General features: G+C 60.8%; 16 protein-coding genes. All 16 read left to right on the top strand.

Translation table 11 applies throughout. From position 1 onward, the window contains the following. Positions 1-212 precede the first annotated feature (212 nt). Positions 213-698, top strand: a complete 486-nt coding sequence (locus tag JI75_RS04315) for a helix-turn-helix domain-containing protein (protein ID WP_039689037.1) — start codon at positions 213-215, stop codon at positions 696-698. A gap of 15 nt (positions 699-713) precedes the next feature. Continuing rightward, positions 714-1547, top strand: a complete 834-nt coding sequence (locus JI75_RS04310) for an ATP-binding protein (RefSeq protein WP_082019748.1) — start codon at positions 714-716, stop codon at positions 1545-1547. 169 nt (positions 1548-1716) lie between these two features. After that, the gene (locus JI75_RS04305) at positions 1717-2241 is read left to right on the top strand and encodes a hypothetical protein (protein ID WP_039689035.1); all 525 of its coding nucleotides are present in this window, start codon (positions 1717-1719) and stop codon (positions 2239-2241) included. A 30-nt stretch (positions 2242-2271) separates the two neighbouring features. Continuing rightward, the gene (locus JI75_RS04300) at positions 2272-2820 is read left to right on the top strand and encodes a hypothetical protein (protein WP_039689033.1); all 549 of its coding nucleotides are present in this window, start codon (positions 2272-2274) and stop codon (positions 2818-2820) included. After that, the gene (locus JI75_RS04295) at positions 2817-4658 is read left to right on the top strand and encodes a VirD4-like conjugal transfer protein, CD1115 family (protein WP_039689031.1); all 1842 of its coding nucleotides are present in this window, start codon (positions 2817-2819) and stop codon (positions 4656-4658) included. Before JI75_RS04300 ends, JI75_RS04295 begins: the two co-directional genes overlap by 4 nt. A gap of 174 nt (positions 4659-4832) precedes the next feature. Further along, positions 4833-5048, top strand: coding sequence for a hypothetical protein (locus tag JI75_RS04290; protein ID WP_039689029.1), 216 nt, complete (start codon positions 4833-4835; stop codon positions 5046-5048). A 9-nt stretch (positions 5049-5057) separates the two neighbouring features. Further along, positions 5058-5468, top strand: coding sequence for a PrgI family protein (locus JI75_RS04285; protein ID WP_039689027.1), 411 nt, complete (start codon positions 5058-5060; stop codon positions 5466-5468). 1 nt (position 5469) lies between these two features. Continuing rightward, positions 5470-7926 (top strand): VirB4-like conjugal transfer ATPase, CD1110 family, encoded by a 2457-nt coding sequence (locus tag JI75_RS04280; protein WP_199909201.1) that lies wholly within the window; start codon positions 5470-5472, stop codon positions 7924-7926. A 38-nt stretch (positions 7927-7964) separates the two neighbouring features. Next, positions 7965-9509 carry an NlpC/P60 family protein gene (locus tag JI75_RS04275; protein ID WP_082019747.1) on the top strand — a complete coding sequence of 515 codons (1545 nt, stop codon included), beginning with the start codon at positions 7965-7967 and terminating at the stop codon, positions 9507-9509. 17 nt (positions 9510-9526) lie between these two features. Then, positions 9527-10225 (top strand): hypothetical protein, encoded by a 699-nt coding sequence (locus tag JI75_RS04270; RefSeq protein ID WP_039689021.1) that lies wholly within the window; start codon positions 9527-9529, stop codon positions 10223-10225. Beyond that, complete coding sequence (locus JI75_RS04265; protein WP_039689019.1) at positions 10222-11229, top strand: VirB6/TrbL-like conjugal transfer protein, CD1112 family; 1008 nt, start codon at positions 10222-10224, stop codon at positions 11227-11229. The genes JI75_RS04270 and JI75_RS04265 overlap by 4 nt, the downstream gene beginning before the upstream one ends. A gap of 116 nt (positions 11230-11345) precedes the next feature. Beyond that, the gene (locus JI75_RS04260; RefSeq protein ID WP_039689017.1) at positions 11346-11822 is read left to right on the top strand and encodes a hypothetical protein; all 477 of its coding nucleotides are present in this window, start codon (positions 11346-11348) and stop codon (positions 11820-11822) included. Between the two features lie 7 nt (positions 11823-11829). After that, the gene (locus JI75_RS04255; RefSeq protein WP_240993224.1) at positions 11830-14931 is read left to right on the top strand and encodes a VaFE repeat-containing surface-anchored protein; all 3102 of its coding nucleotides are present in this window, start codon (positions 11830-11832) and stop codon (positions 14929-14931) included. Between the two features lie 49 nt (positions 14932-14980). Then, on the top strand, positions 14981-15688 hold the full coding sequence (locus JI75_RS04250) for a class B sortase (protein ID WP_039689014.1): 708 nt from the start codon (positions 14981-14983) through the stop codon (positions 15686-15688). A 123-nt stretch (positions 15689-15811) separates the two neighbouring features. Continuing rightward, entirely contained in the window at positions 15812-16204 is a 393-nt protein-coding gene (locus tag JI75_RS08750) for a helix-turn-helix transcriptional regulator (protein ID WP_082019746.1), read from the top strand. A 670-nt stretch (positions 16205-16874) separates the two neighbouring features. Then, entirely contained in the window at positions 16875-18794 is a 1920-nt protein-coding gene (gene tet(W), locus JI75_RS04240) for a tetracycline resistance ribosomal protection protein Tet(W) (protein ID WP_039689012.1), read from the top strand. The last annotated feature ends 85 nt before the right edge of the window (positions 18795-18879 follow it).

The following is an 18879-nucleotide window of genomic DNA, read 5'->3' as shown; positions in this document are numbered from 1 at the left end:
GGACTACTACAGCGCCCAGCAGGTGATGGACTTGCTGAGAATAAGCAAGAGAAGGCTGTACGAGCTCGCGGAACGCGATGATGACCCGCTGCCCCTCAGGACTTTCCCAGGGGCAAAGCGTGGATCGATAGCGGATCGGAGGGAGCTCCGCGATTGGGTCCTTCGTAACACCGTCCTAGTCCGCGAGCGCGAGCAAAGGGGCTAGGAGAAAAATGAAGGACATCAAGAGCGCGGGTGATGAGCGCGCTTCCCCTGAAGGGTTCATCACGTTGCATGGGTTCATGATGAAAGGAATGGGACTCTCTGGAGTCCCGCTCCTCGTCTTTGCCCGCATCTACGGCTTCAACTCGGCAGGATTGGACTTTTATGAGAGCAAGCCCCATCTCGCAAGCTTCCTGAACACAACGGAGAGGTCCGTATACAGGGCCTTCTCGGACCTGCTCGAAAAGGGGCTGATCCAGGAGTCGGGCTCCCATCGACACGCAAGCGGCGTCGAGACGAAGTGCTACTCGGTCGTATGGTCGGCCATTCCCCCGAGGGCGAGGGGTCCAGACCCTGACAAAACGTCACCCCCTGACAAAACGTCACCCCCTGAAATCTTGTCAGTCGAAAGGGCACAGGGGGATGACGAATCTTCAGTCCCCGGGCTGACGAATTGTCAGCCGATAAGAAAGGCTGATAACAAAGGTTTCAGATAGGAAAGGCGGCCTCGTTTGAAGGACGAGAGGAATCCATTCATTACGCTCGAGGAGGCAAGGGCCAGGGGATTGAGGCACTCCGAGCCGGAACCGGTTGCCTGCACGTACTGCGGGCGGGCAACCGTTCCCCTCGGCATCGAGTACGGCGGCGAGGTCAGGTGGATCACCCATGAGCCCTGCGGCTGCCCGGAAGAGCTCGAGGCAAAGCGGAAAGAGGAGGAGAGGGAGGCCAAGGAGGCCGAGTCCAAGCTCCAATCCAAGTTCCTCAAGGCGGGTATCGCCAGGCGCTTCCTCGGCGCGAGGGTCGACCTAGAGGCATCGGCTCGGTACCTGTCTAGCTTCGGGGGAAACAGGGGAGCCGGGCTCTACATCGAGGGATGCGTGGGCTCCGGAAAGACCTACGCGGCAAGCGCCATCGCGAAGGCGTTCGTTCTGTCGGGCTACAGCGTGGCCATGGGAACGACCCTCTCAATGCTCGAGGAGATCAAGCGCAGCTACGACGACGACCGCGCGCCTGGCATCAGCCGCTATGTCGGCAGCGACGTCCTGATCATGGACGACATAGGCAAGGATACGACCAGCTCCTGGGCCCTCACAAACCTCTTCCAAATCGTCAACTCCCGCTACGAGGACATGCTCCCGACCATATACACGTCGCAGTACGACGTAGACACGCTGCTGTCCCGGATGGCCAGATACGGGGACCGCGAGACCGCCGAGGCGATCGTCTCGAGGATCGTGCAGACCTCGACGCATGTCCGCCTGCCGAATAGGGACAGAAGGCGCGAATCCAGCTTTTTCGGTGAAGACGGAACCAAGGGAACCCAAGGGAACCTTAGGCGTCGATGACGGCAGCAGCGTCCCTCCCACTGCTGGTATAAGCGCATTTGGCGGCGAGGAAGAGCTGGTCAGCTGAAACATCCCCGCAAACGAAAACCGAGCTCGTGACTCCTAGCGCCTCGCCGCCGCCAAGCAGAGACCCACTGGGACAGATTGTCCCACCGACGAAAGGACCGACATGGAGGGCTTCGCACCCATCACCGGAGAGGAGCACGAGCTCCTCGTGGCCAAGTGCCAGGAGAACGGCTGGCTCAAGCGCGGCGGCTACGACTGGCAGGATGACCCCTTCATGGAGGAATACCCCTACGAGTTCTCCAAGGCCGAGAGCATCGAGGATCTCCGCAACGCGTTCGCGCGCGGGAACTGGGCCATCAGGCAGGGTTTCGTCTACGAGGACCTCGCCTTCATCCAGCAGGTCAACGGCGGCGACGAATGGTGGACCTGCAAGCGCTTCGACGGGGAATGGGTCGACTTCGAGAGCTGGAGCTTCGGTCGGATATCGCTAGACCCCGCGGAGTTCGAGGACGCGATGCTACATATGCGTCACGCGACCAAGGAGGAGTGCACATCCCTGCGCTACATGGACTCGAAGATACCCGAGAGGCCTCAGAGCCTCGCCGACAGGGCCCAGGGAGCCATCCAGGCGTCAGCAACGCTCGATTCCGCAACTCAGCACCGACAAGGACCCAACCACACAAGATAAGCCAGGAAACTTAGAGAAAGGCGGCATGTTATGCCAAGCGACTACGGGGACGACTCCGGCGAGAAGCTCGTCGACTGGATGCTGAGAATCGGGCAGGATGCGGGCGGCGCGGCGATGTCGGCAGGCGCCGAAAGGCTCGCAAACGCCTTCAGGAACGCGCGCGGCCAGGTCGCAGGGACCCCGGACGCCGTCGCCGAAGAACTGGAAGACGCGCCTCAGTGGGCGAAGCTCAGCATGGCTGAGTTCGAGCAGCTTCCGGAATACGAATCCATCAGGCAGCTCATCGACGAGGAACTGGACAGGGCCTCCATCGAGCATGCCTTCCACAACGATGGCGAGCGTGGCTTCCTCGTTTTCAAGGTCGAAGACGCGCCGGACGTCGACGAGGTTTTCGCGGACCTCGAGAGGAAGGCGTCCGAGGCGCTTGACGAAGCCAAGGAGAGGATCGCCCAGCCCAAGTCCAGGGATGCTGAGAGGCTCGCCGTGAAAGCCGAGCAGGCCAAGGCCGCCTCGGCTGCAAGCAAGGCAGCCCGAGAACAGGTTCGCCAGGTGGAGCGCTTGGAGCAGAAGGCTCGATGAGAAGCGATGTGCTCTTCGCCGCCATATGCTCGGCGATCTCCTTCCTCGTCGGAAACGTCATCGCGGGCCATGCCCAGGAAACCGGGACCAACCCGCTCATGGCGGGTGGGGGATTCGCGGAAACCCTCCCCGACTCCCTTGCATCGGGCCACCTCTTCTACGCAGACACCCTCTCCGTCGCGATCGGCGCGGCCTGCGCCTGCGCGGTGTGGCTTTTCTGGGCCAGGGAGGCTGAGCGCATGGGAAACTACCGGCGCGGCGAGGAGCATGGAAGCTCCAGGTGGGCGACCGCCAAGGAGATGGGGGCCTACGCGGATTCCAAGGATCCGGACAACAACATCATCCTCTCCTCGCGATCCAAGAAGCGCTTCATCGACACGTCCCACGACCAGAGGACGGAGACCAACAACAACATGCTCGTGGTGGGAGGACCCGGAACGGGCAAGACCCGCTACTACGTCAAGCCGAACCTCTACCAGCTGAACGCCAACTACTTCATCACCGACCCGAAGGGGACGCTGATCATGGACGTCGGCTGGCTCTTCGAGGAATCGGGCTACGACATCCTCACCTTCGACACCATCGACTTCTCCAGGTCCATGCACTTCAACCCTCTCGCCTACGTACGCGACGAGAAGGGCATCCTGAAGTTCGTGGAGTGCCTCGTGAAGAACACGACGGGCGACAAGGAGCATTCCGGCGACCCCTTCTGGGAGAACGCCGAGAAGCTCCTCTACACGGCGCTGGTGGGATACCTGATCGCCCACTGCCCGCCCGAGGACCGGAACGTCGGCGGCCTCATCATGCTGCTCGCCCTCGCAGACGCCCGCGAGGACGACGAGGACTACATGAGCCCGCTCGACATGCTTTTCAACGAGATCGAGACGGGCAGGCGCCTGGCTCCCAAGGCCACGGCCACCGCCTACGACCCCGAGCGGAGGGACTTCGACGAGGGGGTCGAGGCATTCGAGTGGATCGAGGTCGGCAAGCCCGCGAAGCCGGAAGAGGACTTCTCCCTGGCCACCTACAAGCAGTTCAAGGTGGCGGCCGGCAAGACAATGAAGTCCATCATGGTCAGCTGCAACGTCCGCATGAAGCCCTTCGACATCGACGAGGTCCGCGAGATCCTCTCCTACGACGAGATGGACCTCGGCCACCTGGGCGACGCGAGCAGGAAGACCGTGGTCTTCGCGTCCATGTCGGACACGGACTCCACCTTCGACTTCCTGTTCGCGCTGCTCATGCACTTGGCGATGGACACGCTATGCGAGGTCGCGCTCTCGAGGTTCCAGGGCCGGCTCCCGCGCCCCGTCCACTTCATGTTCGACGAGTTCGCCAACATCGGCCGGGTGCCCGACTTCGAGCGGATGATCACCGTGACGCGCAGCCGCAACATCGCCGTGTCGATGATCCTGCAGTCCCTCTCGCAGCTCAAGGAGACCTACGGCGACAACAACGCAGCCACCATCGTCAACGCCTGCGACACCTTCGTCTATCTCGGCGGCAAGTCAAACGAGACCAACAAGGAGATATCGGAGATGGTGGGCAAGCAGACCGTGAAGAACATGACGGTGAACGACTCCCGCGGAGCAAACCCCTCCACCACGAGGAACTACGGCGTGTTCGAGCGAGACCTGATACAGGCCTCCGAGATAGCGCGAATGCCGAGGGACGAGGGATTGGTGCTGATCAACGGCGCGCAGCCCTTCAAGGACAAGAAATACGACCTGCGCAAGCATCCGAGGTCGGCAAGGCTCGAAGGCCGCGGTCCGTTCGACTTCAAGGAATACAGAGCGAGGAGGTGGGCCTATGAGAGGGATTCCCTCGTAGCTGAGTGAGGGTTGCGGCAAGCGCGCGGCGCACAAGGCATCGGAACGCTTCCACACATGCCGATGCTGCCGCAGCCCCATGCAAAGGAGCACGCACGTGCCCCTGAACCCAATTCTAACACCCCGCGACAGCCCATCTTCCACATGCGGGCCAGGGGTGACAATCACATGCAAAGGAGACACATGCTAAACAACATCATCAGCCTCGTTTCGGGCTGCGTGACGTTCCTGGGCGGCTTCCTCGTCGTCTGGGGCGCGGTCAGCCTCGGCCTCGCAATCCGCGAGCAGCAGGGCGGCAGCCAGATCGCGAGCGCGATTTCCACCATCGCCGGCGGCGCGATCATCATCGCCGCATCCATCTACTTCGGACAGCTGGACACTTCCTGGCTCCCTAACTAGGAGGTTGGAATGTCCCTTCAGATCCCCGTCCAGAAGGACATCGGAGAGTACGAGGAGAAGATCGTCGGCAAGCTCAGCCTCAGGACGCTCGTCTGCGTGACCCTCGGCTTCGCAAGCGCCATAGCAACGGCGGCGATCATCTACTTCTGGATCGGCATCGAGGTCTCGAATGCCGCCTTCCCGGTCATGTGCGCAAGCCTCCCGTTCTGGCTGGCAGGCTTCTGGCGGCCTTTCGGCATGAGGCTCGAGCAATTCATCCCCAGGTTCGCCGCCCACCACCTCGATGACCAATCCCTCCTCTACAGGAGCCCGACCGACCCGGCAATCGCCGCAGTCAAGACGGGCAAGACCAACAGGCGCGCACGACGCGCAGCCAAGCGAAAGGGGGCAGAGCTCCATGAGCCAACGAAACAGCAATGACATGAAAGCGCCGCAGGCCAGGCCCGGGATGCTGGCACTGCTCCTTGGGGGCGCCGGCAAGACCAGCAAGACCAAGAAGGCGAGCGACGAGAAGGCGAAATCCCAGAAGAGGCTCAGGCGCTCGGCGAAAGACATATTGCGCTACATCGGCTACGACGCCATGTACAAGGACGGCATAGCCCAGGTGGAGGACGGCCTCTTCAGCCAGACCATCGAGTTCTCCGACATCAGCTACCAATCCGCAAGAAAGGAGAACCAGGAGAACGTATTCACCGTGCTATCGAGCCTCTACAACTACTTCAGCGCGGACACCTGCTTCCAGCTCACCATCGCAAACGTGCCCATCCCCGACAGGGAGATCGGCAAGAGGGCGTTCTTCGAAAAGGGCGACGAAGCGACCTCCAAGTACGTCGAGGAGTACAACGGCATCCTCAACGACAAGATGAGGGAGGGCTTCTCCAACCTCGAGCGCCACAGGTACCTGACCTACATGGTCGGCGCCGCCGACGTCGACGGCGCAATCCCAAAGCTCTCGCGCATCAAGGGCGACTGCATCCAGACCCTCTCGCGAGTCCGGTGCCAGGCGCACGCCCTCGACGGCACCGAGCGCCTGCGCGCACTCCAGTCGCAGCTCAGGCCGAAAAGCGAGTTCACCTTCGACTGGGACAAACTGTCCCACAAATCGAGCCTGCGCACCAAGGACCTCATCGCGCCTATGCTCATCGACTTCAAGCCCCAGGGCAGGGCGGACGCATTCAGGGTGGACGACGTCTATTGCCAAGTCCTGCTTATCAAGAGCTTCGGATCGGTGCTCGAAGACTACTACATCGCAAACATCATCGACCTTCCGATCCCGCTGTCCGTCAACATCCATGCCCGGCCCCTGGCTCAATCCGATGCGCTCGCCCTGGTGAAGGGCCAGCTCGACTGGATGGACAAGGAGATCATCGACGAGCAGCGAACCGCGGTGAGGAAGGGCTATGACTACACCATCCTGCCCCCCGAGCTCCGCTACTCGAAGGAGGAGGCCGAGGAGCTCCTCGACTTCCTCAGGAACAAGAACGAGAGGCTCTTCCGCTACACGGGCCTCATCTACACCTATGCGCCGACCCTGGAGGAGCTCGACAGGCAGGTCGAGCAGATCGTGAGCGTCGCCCAGGGCAACTCGCTGGGCGTGGAGCCGCTCTACCTGCGGCAGCGCGAGGCGCTCAACTCGGTGCTTCCCCTGGGCAACAACCACGTCGACGTCTTCAGGTACCTGACGACCGGCCAGATCGCCATGCAGATGCCGTTCGCCAGCCAGGAGCTGAACCAGCCCGGCGGCGGTTACTATGGCCAGTCCAAGCAGTCGGGAAACCTCGTCATCTGCGACCGGGGACTCCTTGCGAGCCCGATGGGCTTCGTTTGCGGAAAGCCCGGCAGCGGCAAGTCCTTCTCCGTCAAGAGGGAGATCACGAATACCATCCTCGCGCATCCCGGCGACGAGGTGATCATCTTCGACCCGGCCGGAGAGTACGGCAACCTCATCAGCGCCTTGGGGGGAGCGAACATCCGCCTTGCGCCGGGAACCGACACGACGCTCAACCCGTTCGACACGGCTGCCGTATCGGACCGCAGCGACGCGACCAAGCTCGCCTACAAGACAGACGCGATCCTGGCCCTCTCGTCCGCGCTCATGGCCGAGGGATCGGAGGGCCTGCCGGAGAACGACAGGTCCATCATCACGAGGTGCGTCGGCCTGGCCTACGACCGCTGCGCCCTCGAAGACAGGCTCCCGACCCTGGAGGACTTCCATGCCATCCTCGCGGAGCAGCCCGAGGCCGAGGCCAGGGACATCGCGCTTCGCTACGAGCGCTACGTCCATGGCGCCTTCAGCTTCTTCAACGGCCAGAGCAACGTCGGCTTCGAGAACAGGATCACCAACATCGACATGCACGAGCTGGGACAGAACATGAAGGTGTTCGGCATGCTCACCGCCTTGGAGATGGTGAGGAACCGTGTCATGGTCACGCCTCCCAGGGATGTCGTCACGTGGCTCTACATCGACGAGGTCCAGTCCCTCTTCGGGCACCCGACCATCGTCGACTACTTCGCCAGGCTCTGGCGCGAGGGCCGAAAGTTCGGCCTCATCTGCACCGGAATCTCCCAGAACACCTCGCACATGCTGCTCAACGCCAACGCGCGAGACATGGTGATCAACTCGGACTTCTTCCTGCTCCACAAGCAGGGCCCCGCCGACCTCGAGGCATGGACGGAGATGCTCGATCTCTCCACGGCAGAGAGGGGCTTCATCGACGAGTCCATCAAGGCCGGCGAGGGCCTCCTCGTTGCAGGCGGCATCCGAGTCCCGATCAAGGACGACTTCCCCAAGGGAGAGCTCTTCAAGCTGTTCGACACCAAGCCCGCGGCGATCGCAGAGCGCTCCATGCGCGAGGGCCCGATCGGCGGTGCGAAGTGACGAAGGCAAACGCCTTGTCCCAAAACGACGGAGCTTCCATGGCCGACCTCGTCATCAGCGAGAAGGTCACCCTGGCGAACACCGGCACCATCACCGACGACGAGGCCCAGATGCTATCGACCCTCACCGAGAGGAAGAGCGCAGCGGGCATCAGGGAAGCCGTGGAACGCACGACGGGGCAAGCGAGAGGGCATAGGCGCACCTTCGCCTCGAAGGCGGAAGAGACAGCTATCGCCGAGTCCGCAGCCGGGAAGAGCGGCATGGCCAAGGCGGCAGCTGCCAAGGAGATGCTTGCGAGGATGGCCGTCGACGAGCTCGACGACAGCGAGGAGCTCGAAGGAAGCTCCAAGGCCTACGACGCCCATCGATCCGCCAAGGCGATCAAGGGGCGTATCGCCTCGAGAAGGGCAGCCAGAAGGGCTGGGTCCAAGTCCGCCACCGCGCTGGGCGCAAAGCAGGGCGCCAGCGCAACGTCTGCCGCGGCGACGGCGGAGGCGTCCAGGGCCGCGGCGGCCCAATCCGCGGCTGCGGCCTCCCAGGCCGCAGCCTCGTCCTCCGGCGCCGCTGCGATCGGCGCAGCAGGCGGGGCCGGTGCCTCAATCGCGCTCGGATCGCTCGCGGCCATCGCCGCCTTCGTCATCGGCGTCCTGATCGTCAGCAACCTCGTCAGCGCCCTGTTCGGCTTCTGGGAAAACGAGGCGAACAAGCAATCGCTAGATGGCCTGCCGCCCTACATCACCTACGAGATGGTCGAGGCCGCGCTCGAATGCCAGGAGAAGTACGGGCATCCCGCCGGCTGCACCCTCGCGCAGATCATCGTGGAGAGCGGCCAAGGCAACACCATGAGCAGGCTTGCGACGCGAGACCACAACCTCTTCGGCATGAAGTGGGCGGGGAGCTTCGCGGGCTGCCCCGAGGTCGCAGGGAAGAGCGCCTGGGTGACCAGCGAGGAGTACACGGCCGGCGTCCACACGGCGATCACCGCGTACTTCACGGTGTTCAAGTCCGACGTCGACTGCATCAAGTTCAGGAGCAGGGTCTTCCTTCAAGCCGAAACGTATGCGAACAACGCAACCATCCGCGAGGCCATGGAGAAGCATGACTCGGACCTCATGGCGGAGGGCCTGAAGGATGCGGGCTGGGCCACGAGCTCGACCTATGTCGAGAGCCTCAAGTCCGTGATGGACACCTACGGCCTGAGAAGGTTCGACACCATGACGGTCGAGGACCTCAAGAGCTCGAGGGCGAACGCGAACACTATCGTGGCGGCCGCTTACAGCCAGCTCGGCGTCCCATACGTATGGGGCGGTTCGACTCCCGGCAGGGGCCTGGACTGCAGCGGACTCACCCAATACTGCTACAGGCAGGCCGGGATCGCCATCAGCCATTACACGGAGAGCCAGTACAGCGAGCTCACGCACATCCCCCTGTCCCAAGCGCAGCCAGGAGACATCCTCTACAAGCCGGGGCACGTGGCCATCTACATAGGAGAGAACAAGTACATCCACGAGCCCCATACCGGAGCCGTGTGCTGCATAGGAACGGGAATCAACTACTTCACCTGCGCGCTGCGCAAGGTATGACGAAAGGAGCAAGCCCAATGAACAAGAAGAGACTCATGCTGGCGTGCGCAATCGGAGCGCTGGTGCTGCTCGCGGGCTCGGGGGTTGCCCGCTGCGCCATGCAGCCCTCGGAGGACCCGGCAACCGGGCAGGAAAAGGAATCAGCCCAGAAGGCCGATGCCGACAGCATCAAGAGCTACCTTGGAACAGCCTGGAGCGCCGACGGCGGCTCGAAGACGATGACCATCGCCGACGGGGTTGTCATCGAACGCGAGGGCGACTCTACCTCGGTGACCTACTACGAGGTCGTCTCCGAGCGATCGGACGCTGGCGGGATCTCCGTCAATGTGACCACGACGAAAACCCCGAGGGACGCCCCCGCCCAAGGCGTGATGAGGATCGATGCGTCGACCGAGGAGGTCTCCATCACCTGCGACGCCTTCGCGCTCTCGACCACCTACACCCTTGACGCGGCGCCAGACGCCAAGATCACCCTCTCTGCGCATTCGGACAAGCTCAACGAGCTCCTCGAATCAGACGACGAGAGCATCTCCAACGCGCTTTCGGCCTGGGCGTCAAAGCGCTCTCCCTACGCAACGTCCGCGGCATGGGACGGCGAGGTCTACATCGACTGCAACGGCAAGACCGTGACGACCTCGTTCACGCTCAACGACGGAGCCAGCACCCTGGTCCAGCTCCGCTACGACCAGACCACCAAAGAGCTGAGCGCCCTATGATCGCGGCGGTCAAGCGCATAGCGGGGCAGAGGGAGTTCAAGCTCGCCTTCGTCATCGCCCTGGCCTTCCTGGTCCTCACGCTCGTGCCATGCCAGAACGCCTACGCGTCGATCGCCGACGACATCAACTCGTGGCTCTGCGACCTTCTCCGCGAATGGAGCAACTGGATGTTCCACGCGCAGGTGAGCGTCCTCGGCTCGATCGGATACGAGGGAATCCTCGACGCCCCCTTCTCCTCGATGCTCCAGAGCTCGAGCGACGTCTCCATGTACGACATCGCCAGGGGCACCTGGCAGGTGGCGATACTCCCCATCGGATGCGGCGTCCTCGGCCTGGTGTTCACCTTGAAGCTCATCGAGATCTCCCAGCGCATGGACGGCAACCAGAGCATGCCGGGCGTCAAGGAGGTCGTGTTCCTGCTCGTGTTCTTCGCCGTGTTCCTGTTCCTCATCCAGAACAGCTTCGACATCATGGCCGCGATCTACGAGGTCATCGGACTTGCGGTCGACAGGGTAGAGGGACTCTTCGGAACGGGCGGGGCCATGAGCCTCGCCGAGGTCTCCATCGTCACCACCGAGGACGACGTGTCGGCCCTCATGGCAATGCTCGTCGTCTCCCTCATCAGCTGGCTTGTGGTGCTGGTGGCCTACATCGTCGCCCTCGTCGTCTGCTGGGCGCGAGCCATCCAGCTCTACATCATGGCGGCCTTCAGCCCGATCCCGCTTGCCTTCCTGGGGTTCGAGCACACCAGGCAGATCGGCATCGGCTACCTCAAGAGCTTCCTCGCCGTGTGCGTGGCGGGCCTGATCATCCTGGTCCTGCTCATCTCCTTCCCAGTCGTGCTGGGGGGAATCGTGAGCGTCAACCCCGGCACGGGCACGCCGGTGGACACCATCGCGAGCGGCCTGACGTACGCGCTCCAATACCTGGCCATGTGCGTGCTGCTGGTCCTGTCCCTGGTCCGAAGCGGAGCCTGGGCCCGAGACATCGTGAGCGGCTTCTAGGCACGGCCTTAGGCGGAGGGAGGTGATGCCCTTGAGATGCGGCAAGGGTTGACGATCGAAGACGAGCCGGGACTTCCACATTGCCCGGCAAATAGACAAGCAAAGGAGAAACACGCATGGAAGACAAGAAGAACGTTTACATCACCGTGCACAAGAGCTTCGTGAGGGAGGGAATCGAGTACTTCGACAAGAAGACGGGCCAGATGGGCAAGTTCAACTCCGTGACCCTGCCCCGCGACACGGTGATGGACGGCATGGATCTGAGCTTCTACCAGTTCAGCCCCCTGTTCGTGAACGAGTCGCGCTTCAAGGGCGAGGACTTCAGGGACATCCCGCTGCTGGCCGACAAGGAGGTCTGGCTCAAGCGCACCGTCATGGACCCGGACGGCAACCCCGTGACCGATGAGTCGGGACGCCCCGTCAAGAACACCGTGAAGGTCATGCCGGGCCAGCTCAAGGAGGCGCTCGACTCAGGCAGGGAGCGTTACCTCGCATCGCTCTCCGAGAGGGCGAAGGGCGCCCGCGAAGGCTCCCGCGAGCTCGCAGGCAACACAGGCCGCTCGTCCATGAGCCGAGAAGACATCCCGTTCTAGGAGGCGCATGATGAAAGCGAAGACTACGGAGAGAATCGTATCCTCCAAGATCATCAGGGTCGTCATGAGCATGGCCCTCGCATTGAGCGTGTGCGTAGCCACGCCCATGAATGCATTCGCGGCAGGCAGCGTCAACGTCACCATCGGCGACGACATCCCGTATGCGGGCTATTCCACGACCCATATGTATGCCGACGGCGAGGTCGCGTACTGTGCGGATCCCCAGGCCAGCACCCCTGCTCCCGGCACCTACAGCAAGAGCGGCGTGAGCGACGCCGACCTCATCGCGGCCATGTGGTTCAGCTACGGCGCGCCCGGCTTCGACGCATCCATGTTCCCCGACTCCTGGTACGACGGCAGCGGGTGGAGCGCCGACAAGTACAAGGCCGCAAGCCACGTGATCCTGGCCTATGCCTACCAGGGTTCCAAGGCCGATGCCGTCTTCGGCACCAACGGCGACTTCGAGGACTGGGCACGCAGCGAGCTGCTTGGCAAAACCTGGAAGTCCATCAAGGCGAACAAGGGCAAGGTGTCCACGGGCTTCGAGGCCTTCTGCATCCACACGGGCCCTGGCACCCAGGTGCTCATGAGCTTCACCTGGGACAAGGGAGGCCTCAAGGTGGCCAAGGTTGACTCCCAGGCAGGGGCCGAGCCCCAGGGCGATGCGACGCTTGGCGGCGCTAAGTACGACATCGTCAACTCCTCCGGCAAGTACGCCCTCGTCGACGGCCGTTACTACGCAAGCGGCGAGGTGGTGAAGACCATCACCGGGTATTGGGACGGCGACGCCGGCGCGTATATCGCCAAGACCACCTCCAACGTGCTGCCTTGCGGCACGTACACCGTGGTCGAGTCCGAGGCCCCCGAGGGCTACCTCGTGTCCGACTGGTCCGTTAAAGCCGAAATCAATTCTGACGGACAGGTCGTCGACCTCACATCCAGCCCCTGCGCAGACGACGTCATCCGCGGCGGCGTGCAGGTGACGAAGTCCGACGTCGAGCTGGGAGCCTCCGAGGCCCTGGGCGGCAACTCCCATGACACCTTGACTACCGGCTCCACTCTTTCCGGCATCGAGTTCACCATCGCCAACGCATCCGAGCGCAAGGTCCTCGTCGACGGGAGCTGGTACGAGCCCGGCGACGTCATCGAGACCATCGCGACCGCATGGAACGACGAGATGGGGGCATACACCGCCCAGACCGCTGCCGACGCGCTTCCCTACGGCACCTACACCATCCAGGAGACCAAGACCAACGACTCCTACCTGCTCACCGACGGCAGGCCCCGCACCTTCCAGGTGAGGGCAGAGGGCGTGCTGGTCGCAGGCGACAGGTACGAGAGGCCCCTGGAGTTCTCCGACCAGGTGGTCCGCAACGACTTGGAGATCGTGAAGATGGCAGAGGACACCAACGCATCCCTGCAGGTGGCCTTCAAGGTGACCAACGTCTCCACCGGCGAGTCCCACGTCCTCGTGACCGACCGCAACGGCAACGTCTCCACGGCCTCCTCCTGGAACAGGCACAGCGACAACACCAACGGCAACGACGGCCTGCTCTCCTCGGAGAGCATCAAGGCAGCCGACATGGATCCTAAGGCCGGCGTATGGTTCTCCCTTGGCGAGGACGGCTCCAACGCCGCCGTCGATGACGGCCTCTCCGCACTCCCTTACGGCAAGTACCTCCTGGAAGAGCTCCGCAGCGACTCCAACGAGGGCTACGACCTGGTGACCAAGACCTTCGTGATCGAGCGCGACTCCACCGTGGCCAAGCCCGTGTGGATGAGCCTCGACGACAAGGAGGGCCCGAAGATCCAGACCGAGGAGACCGACAAGGCCGACGGCGACCACGTGGCACAGGCTTCCGCCGAGACCACCCTGGTCGACACCGTCTGGTACGAGAACCTCAAGAACGACGGCACCGAGTACACCGTCACCGGCACCCTGATGGTGAAATCCACCGGAGAGGCCCTGCTCGATGCGGATGGCAACGCCATCACCGCCACCAAGACCTTCAAGCCTAGGCAGGAGGCCGGCGAGGTCCAGCTCGAGTTCACCTTCGACTCCAGCCTGCTCGCGGGCGAGGACATCGTCGCCTTCGAGTCCATGACCTCCGACGGCATCGAGGTCGCCGTGCATGCCGATATCGATGACGAGGACCAGACCGTGCACTTCCTCGACATCCGCACCACCGCCGCCGACAAGGCCGACGGCGACAAGCTGGTGACCGGAACCGAGATCACCGTGGTCGACGAGGTGGCCTACGAGGGCCTCGTCCCCGGCACCGAGTACACGCTTGAGGCGGCCCTGGTCGACGCCGAGACCGGGGAGCCCGTCATGGTCAAGGACGGCCTGATAGAGAGGCAGGTGACCGGCAGCGCTACCTTCACCCCTGATGAGGCCGATGGCACCCAGGCAGTGGAGATCGCCTTCGACGGCACCGGCCTTGGCGGCAAGAGCCTGGTAGTCTTCGAGAAGCTTTTCGCGGCAGACGTCCAGCTCGCATCCCACGAGGATCCTTCCGACGAGGGCCAGACCGTGACCGTGGCCGAGATCGGCACCAAGCTCACCGATGCCGCCGACGGCGACCAGATCATCGTCACCGGCAAGGTGAAGCTCATCGACACCGTCGAGTACAAGGGCCTCGTCGCGGGCGATACCTACACCGTCCACGGCACGCTGATGGTGAAGTCCACCGGCGAGGCGCTCACTGACGCAGAAGGGAACCCTGTCGTGACTTCCGCTGAGTTCGTAGCAGAGAAGGCTAACGGCACCGTTGACGTAACCTTCGAGTTCGATGCATCTTCGCTCAACGAAGGCAACAACCTTGTCGCATTCGAGGAGTGCCTGACCGCCGAGGGTAACCTTGCGGCGGCCCATCAGGACATCAACGACGCGGGACAGAGCGTCGTCGTCGACAACCCTGACACACCTGAGGTTCCCAAGACCCCTTACGACAAGACCGGAGCAACCACACCCGTCAGCACCATCGGCATTTTGGCGCTCGTAGGTGCAGTCCTCGCCGGTGCGGGCGCAGCGGCACTTGCGCTCATGGGCCGTCGCAAGAAGGGGGATGCTGGCGAATCTGAGCCCGATGAGGAGGTGACCGAGTAAACGGGAGGGCTGCGAGGCCATTGCGCCTCGCAGCCCTTTTTCTCTGCATATGAAGAACGGAACAAGGAAAGTGCTTGTCGCACTCTCGTGCCTGGCGATTGTGGCAGGAGTCGCCATGTTCGTGTTGGGGCAGGGCGGGGTAGAGCAGAACCCCTCCCCGACCTACCAACGCGCAATCACGGATCCAGATGAGGAAGGCCAGGACAGAGTCATCGACTGGGGTTCGCTCCCGGACAGCGTAATCGCATGGGTCTACGTGCCTGGCACCACCATCGACTATCCGGTTGTCAGGGGATTTACCGAGGACCCGGGATTCTACCTATTCCACGATGCAGAGGGGCGATACTCCGCATGGGGCACTCCCTACGTTGCCAACGGCTGCGAGGAGGGTCTGGAAAGCCCCCTAGTCATGATCTACGGGCACCACATGTCGGACGGGACGATGTTCGCCCCGCTGGCGGGTTACAGCAGCAGGCCTTTTGCTGAGGAACATGCTGAAATCATCTTGTACACGCCTGAACAAACCCTGCATCTCGAGCCTGTGCTCGTCAACGTCATCAACGCCAACAAGAAGAACGTGCGCCTGAGTTTCGGCGATCAGGGGGAGCTGGAAGAGTACATGGCCGCAGAGGAGGCGGAGAGCGAGGTCGTGCTTGACGGATACCGTTCCGGCAGACAGGTATTCGCCTTCGTCACGTGCTCGTACGAGACGAGCAACTCGAGGACAGTCGTCTATGCGATGGAGGCCGAATCATGATTCACGCAGCATTCTTCGCAGCCGGCATGGTCATGGGTCTCTGCGCTCTAGTGTGCTATTGCTGCATCAGGGTTGGCTCGATGAGTGACGACGGGTGGGACGATTTGGCACTCGAGGAGGAGCATGACGATGCAGCCTGAGGATCGGGTAGCCGTTGATCAGGAAGCCCTCAAGGGCTTGCGTTCCAGATTGGGCTTAACCCAGCGCTCGGTAGCGACCTGCTCCGGACTGACGGAGTCGGCCTACAGGAGCTACGAGCTCGGTGATCGAAGCCCCAGTCTGAAAGATGCGGAGGCTATAGCATGGGTGCTCGGCGTTCCCTTCGAGATGCTGCTGGACCATACGCCGATCAGCATTACAGCCGCAGCTGCATCGCTGATGCGAATGGAAGAGCTGGGATACCTGACCATCTTTCAAGACGACTTCTCGACAATCAACCTGATGGCGGCGAGCAACGCCCTTGCTCGTGAGCTGCGCGCCATACGAAGGCTAGCTGCGGATGATGAACCGACATGAGCCCCGGAGGGAATGCTCATGTACGGTAAGGAAGCAAGCAACCGAAAACAAGAGATAGACCGCCAGCACTACACTATTCCGAACCAAAGACCAAAAGATAAGCATTGTGGGAAAATCTAAACTTTTGGATTTTCCTACAATGCCAACTACGGCGGAATCCCTCCCACTCCTTATATCTTTCTGTATACATTGAATTTGTATTTAGTAAAATGCAGACAACACCACGGATCGGCTTTTGGCTGGACAATTCCAACCAAACACCGCAGCAGACAGCAGAAAACATTCTGAACGTTAGGAAGCCGGTATGATTGTTACATATAAGGGGAAGAAAAATTTCTTTTAGATACTTGTTTTCCTAAAACTGATGTGATATAATAATTCAAGTCCAGAAAAGGAGTAAAAAATATGCGGCAAGGTATTCTTAAATAAAACTATAATCAAATAGTGGGAACAAAGGATTATGATAGTACCTTTTGTAGGGGCTTAGTTTTTTGTACCCAATTTAAGAATACTTTTGCCTTATCAATTTTGACATATCCCCAAAAACAGCACTCACAAACAGGTGTATGCTGTATATGTGTATGTCCGCAAATTATCATCCCCAGTGGTAAAAGTATTTTACTGCTGGGGATTTTTATGCCCTTTGGGGCTGTAAAGGGAGGACAATCACATGAAAATAATCAATATTGGAATTCTTGCCCATGTAGACGCTGGAAAGACGACCTTGACGGAGAGCCTGCTATATGCCAGCGGAGCCATTTCAGAACCGGGGAGCGTCGAAAAAGGGACAACGAGGACGGACACCATGTTTTTGGAGCGGCAGCGTGGGATTACCATTCAAGCGGCAGTCACTTCCTTCCAGTGGCACAGATGTAAAGTCAACATTGTGGATACGCCCGGCCACATGGATTTTTTGGCGGAGGTGTACCGCTCTTTGGCTGTTTTAGATGGGGCCATCTTGGTGATCTCCGCTAAAGATGGCGTGCAGGCCCAGACCCGTATTCTGTTCCATGCCCTGCGGAAAATGAACATTCCCACCGTTATCTTTATCAACAAGATCGACCAGGCTGGCGTTGATTTGCAGAGCGTGGTTCAGTCTGTTCGGGATAAGCTCTCCGCCGATATTATCATCAAGCAGACGGTGTCGCTGTCCCCGGAAATAGTCCTGGAGGAAAATACCGACATAGAAGCATGGGATGCGGTCATCGAAAATAACGATGAATTATTGGAAAAGTATATCGCAGGAGAACCAATCAGCCGGGAAAAACTTGCGCGGGAGGAACAGCAGCGGGTTCAAGACGCCTCCCTGTTCCCAGTCTATCATGGCAGCGCCAAAAATGGCCTTGGCATTCAACCGTTGATGGATGCGGTGACAGGGCTGTTCCAACCGATTGGGGAACAGGGGAGCGCCGCCCTATGCGGCAGCGTTTTCAAGGTGGAGTACACCGATTGCGGCCAGCGGCGTGTCTATCTACGGTTATACAGCGGAACGCTGCGCCTGCGGGATACGGTGGCCCTGGCCGGGAGAGAAAAGCTGAAAATCACAGAGATGCGTATTCCATCCAAAGGGGAAATTGTTCGGACAGACACCGCTTATCCGGGTGAAATTGTTATCCTTCCCAGCGACAGCGTGAGGTTAAACGATGTATTAGGGGACCCAACCCGGCTCCCTCGTAAAAGGTGGCGCGAGGACCCCCTCCCCATGCTGCGGACGTCGATTGCGCCGAAAACGGCAGCGCAAAGAGAACGGCTGCTGGACGCTCTTACGCAACTTGCGGATACTGACCCGCTTTTGCGCTGCGAGGTGGATTCCATCACCCATGAGATCATTCTTTCTTTTTTGGGCCGGGTGCAGTTGGAGGTTGTTTCCGCTTTGCTGTCGGAAAAATACAAGCTTGAAACAGTGGTAAAGGAACCCACCGTCATTTATATGGAGCGGCCGCTCAAAGCAGCCAGCCACACCATCCATATCGAGGTGCCGCCCAACCCGTTTTGGGCATCCATCGGACTGTCTGTTACACCACTCCCGCTTGGCTCCGGTGTACAATACGAGAGCCGGGTTTCGCTGGGATACTTGAACCAGAGTTTTCAAAACGCTGTCAGGGATGGTATCCGTTACGGGCTGGAGCAGGGCTTGTTCGGCTGGAACGTAACGGACTGTAAGATTTGCTTTGAATACGGGCTTTATTACAGTCCGGTCAGCACGCCGGCGGACTTCCGCTCATTGGCCCCGATTGTATTGGAACAGGCATTGAAGGAATCAGGGACGCAACTGCTGGAACCTTATCTCTCCTTCACCCTCTATGCGCCCCGGGAATATCTTTCCAGGGCTTATCATGATGCACCGAAATACTGTGCCACCATCGAAACGGCCCAGGTAAAAAAGGATGAAGTTGTCTTTACTGGCGAGATTCCCGCCCGCTGTATACAGGCATACCGTACTGATCTGGCCTTTTACACCAACGGGCGGAGCGTATGCCTTACAGAGCTGAAAGGATATCAGGCCGCTGTCGGTCAGCCGGTCATCCAGCCCCGCCGTCCAAACAGCCGCCTGGACAAGGTGCGCCATATGTTTCAGAAGGTAATGTAAAGATACATACTGGCGTAACCCTTGCTCCTGAGTGCGGAGAAGGCGTAGGACAGCATGTAGTAGATGTTCTTGACCGGGATCATCG

It is taken from the genome of Berryella intestinalis, from assembly GCF_000814825.1.
Taxonomy (GTDB): domain Bacteria; phylum Actinomycetota; class Coriobacteriia; order Coriobacteriales; family Eggerthellaceae; genus Berryella; species Berryella intestinalis.
Note: the sequence above shows the minus strand (reverse complement) of the source record. Positions and strands in the feature narration are given on the sequence as shown.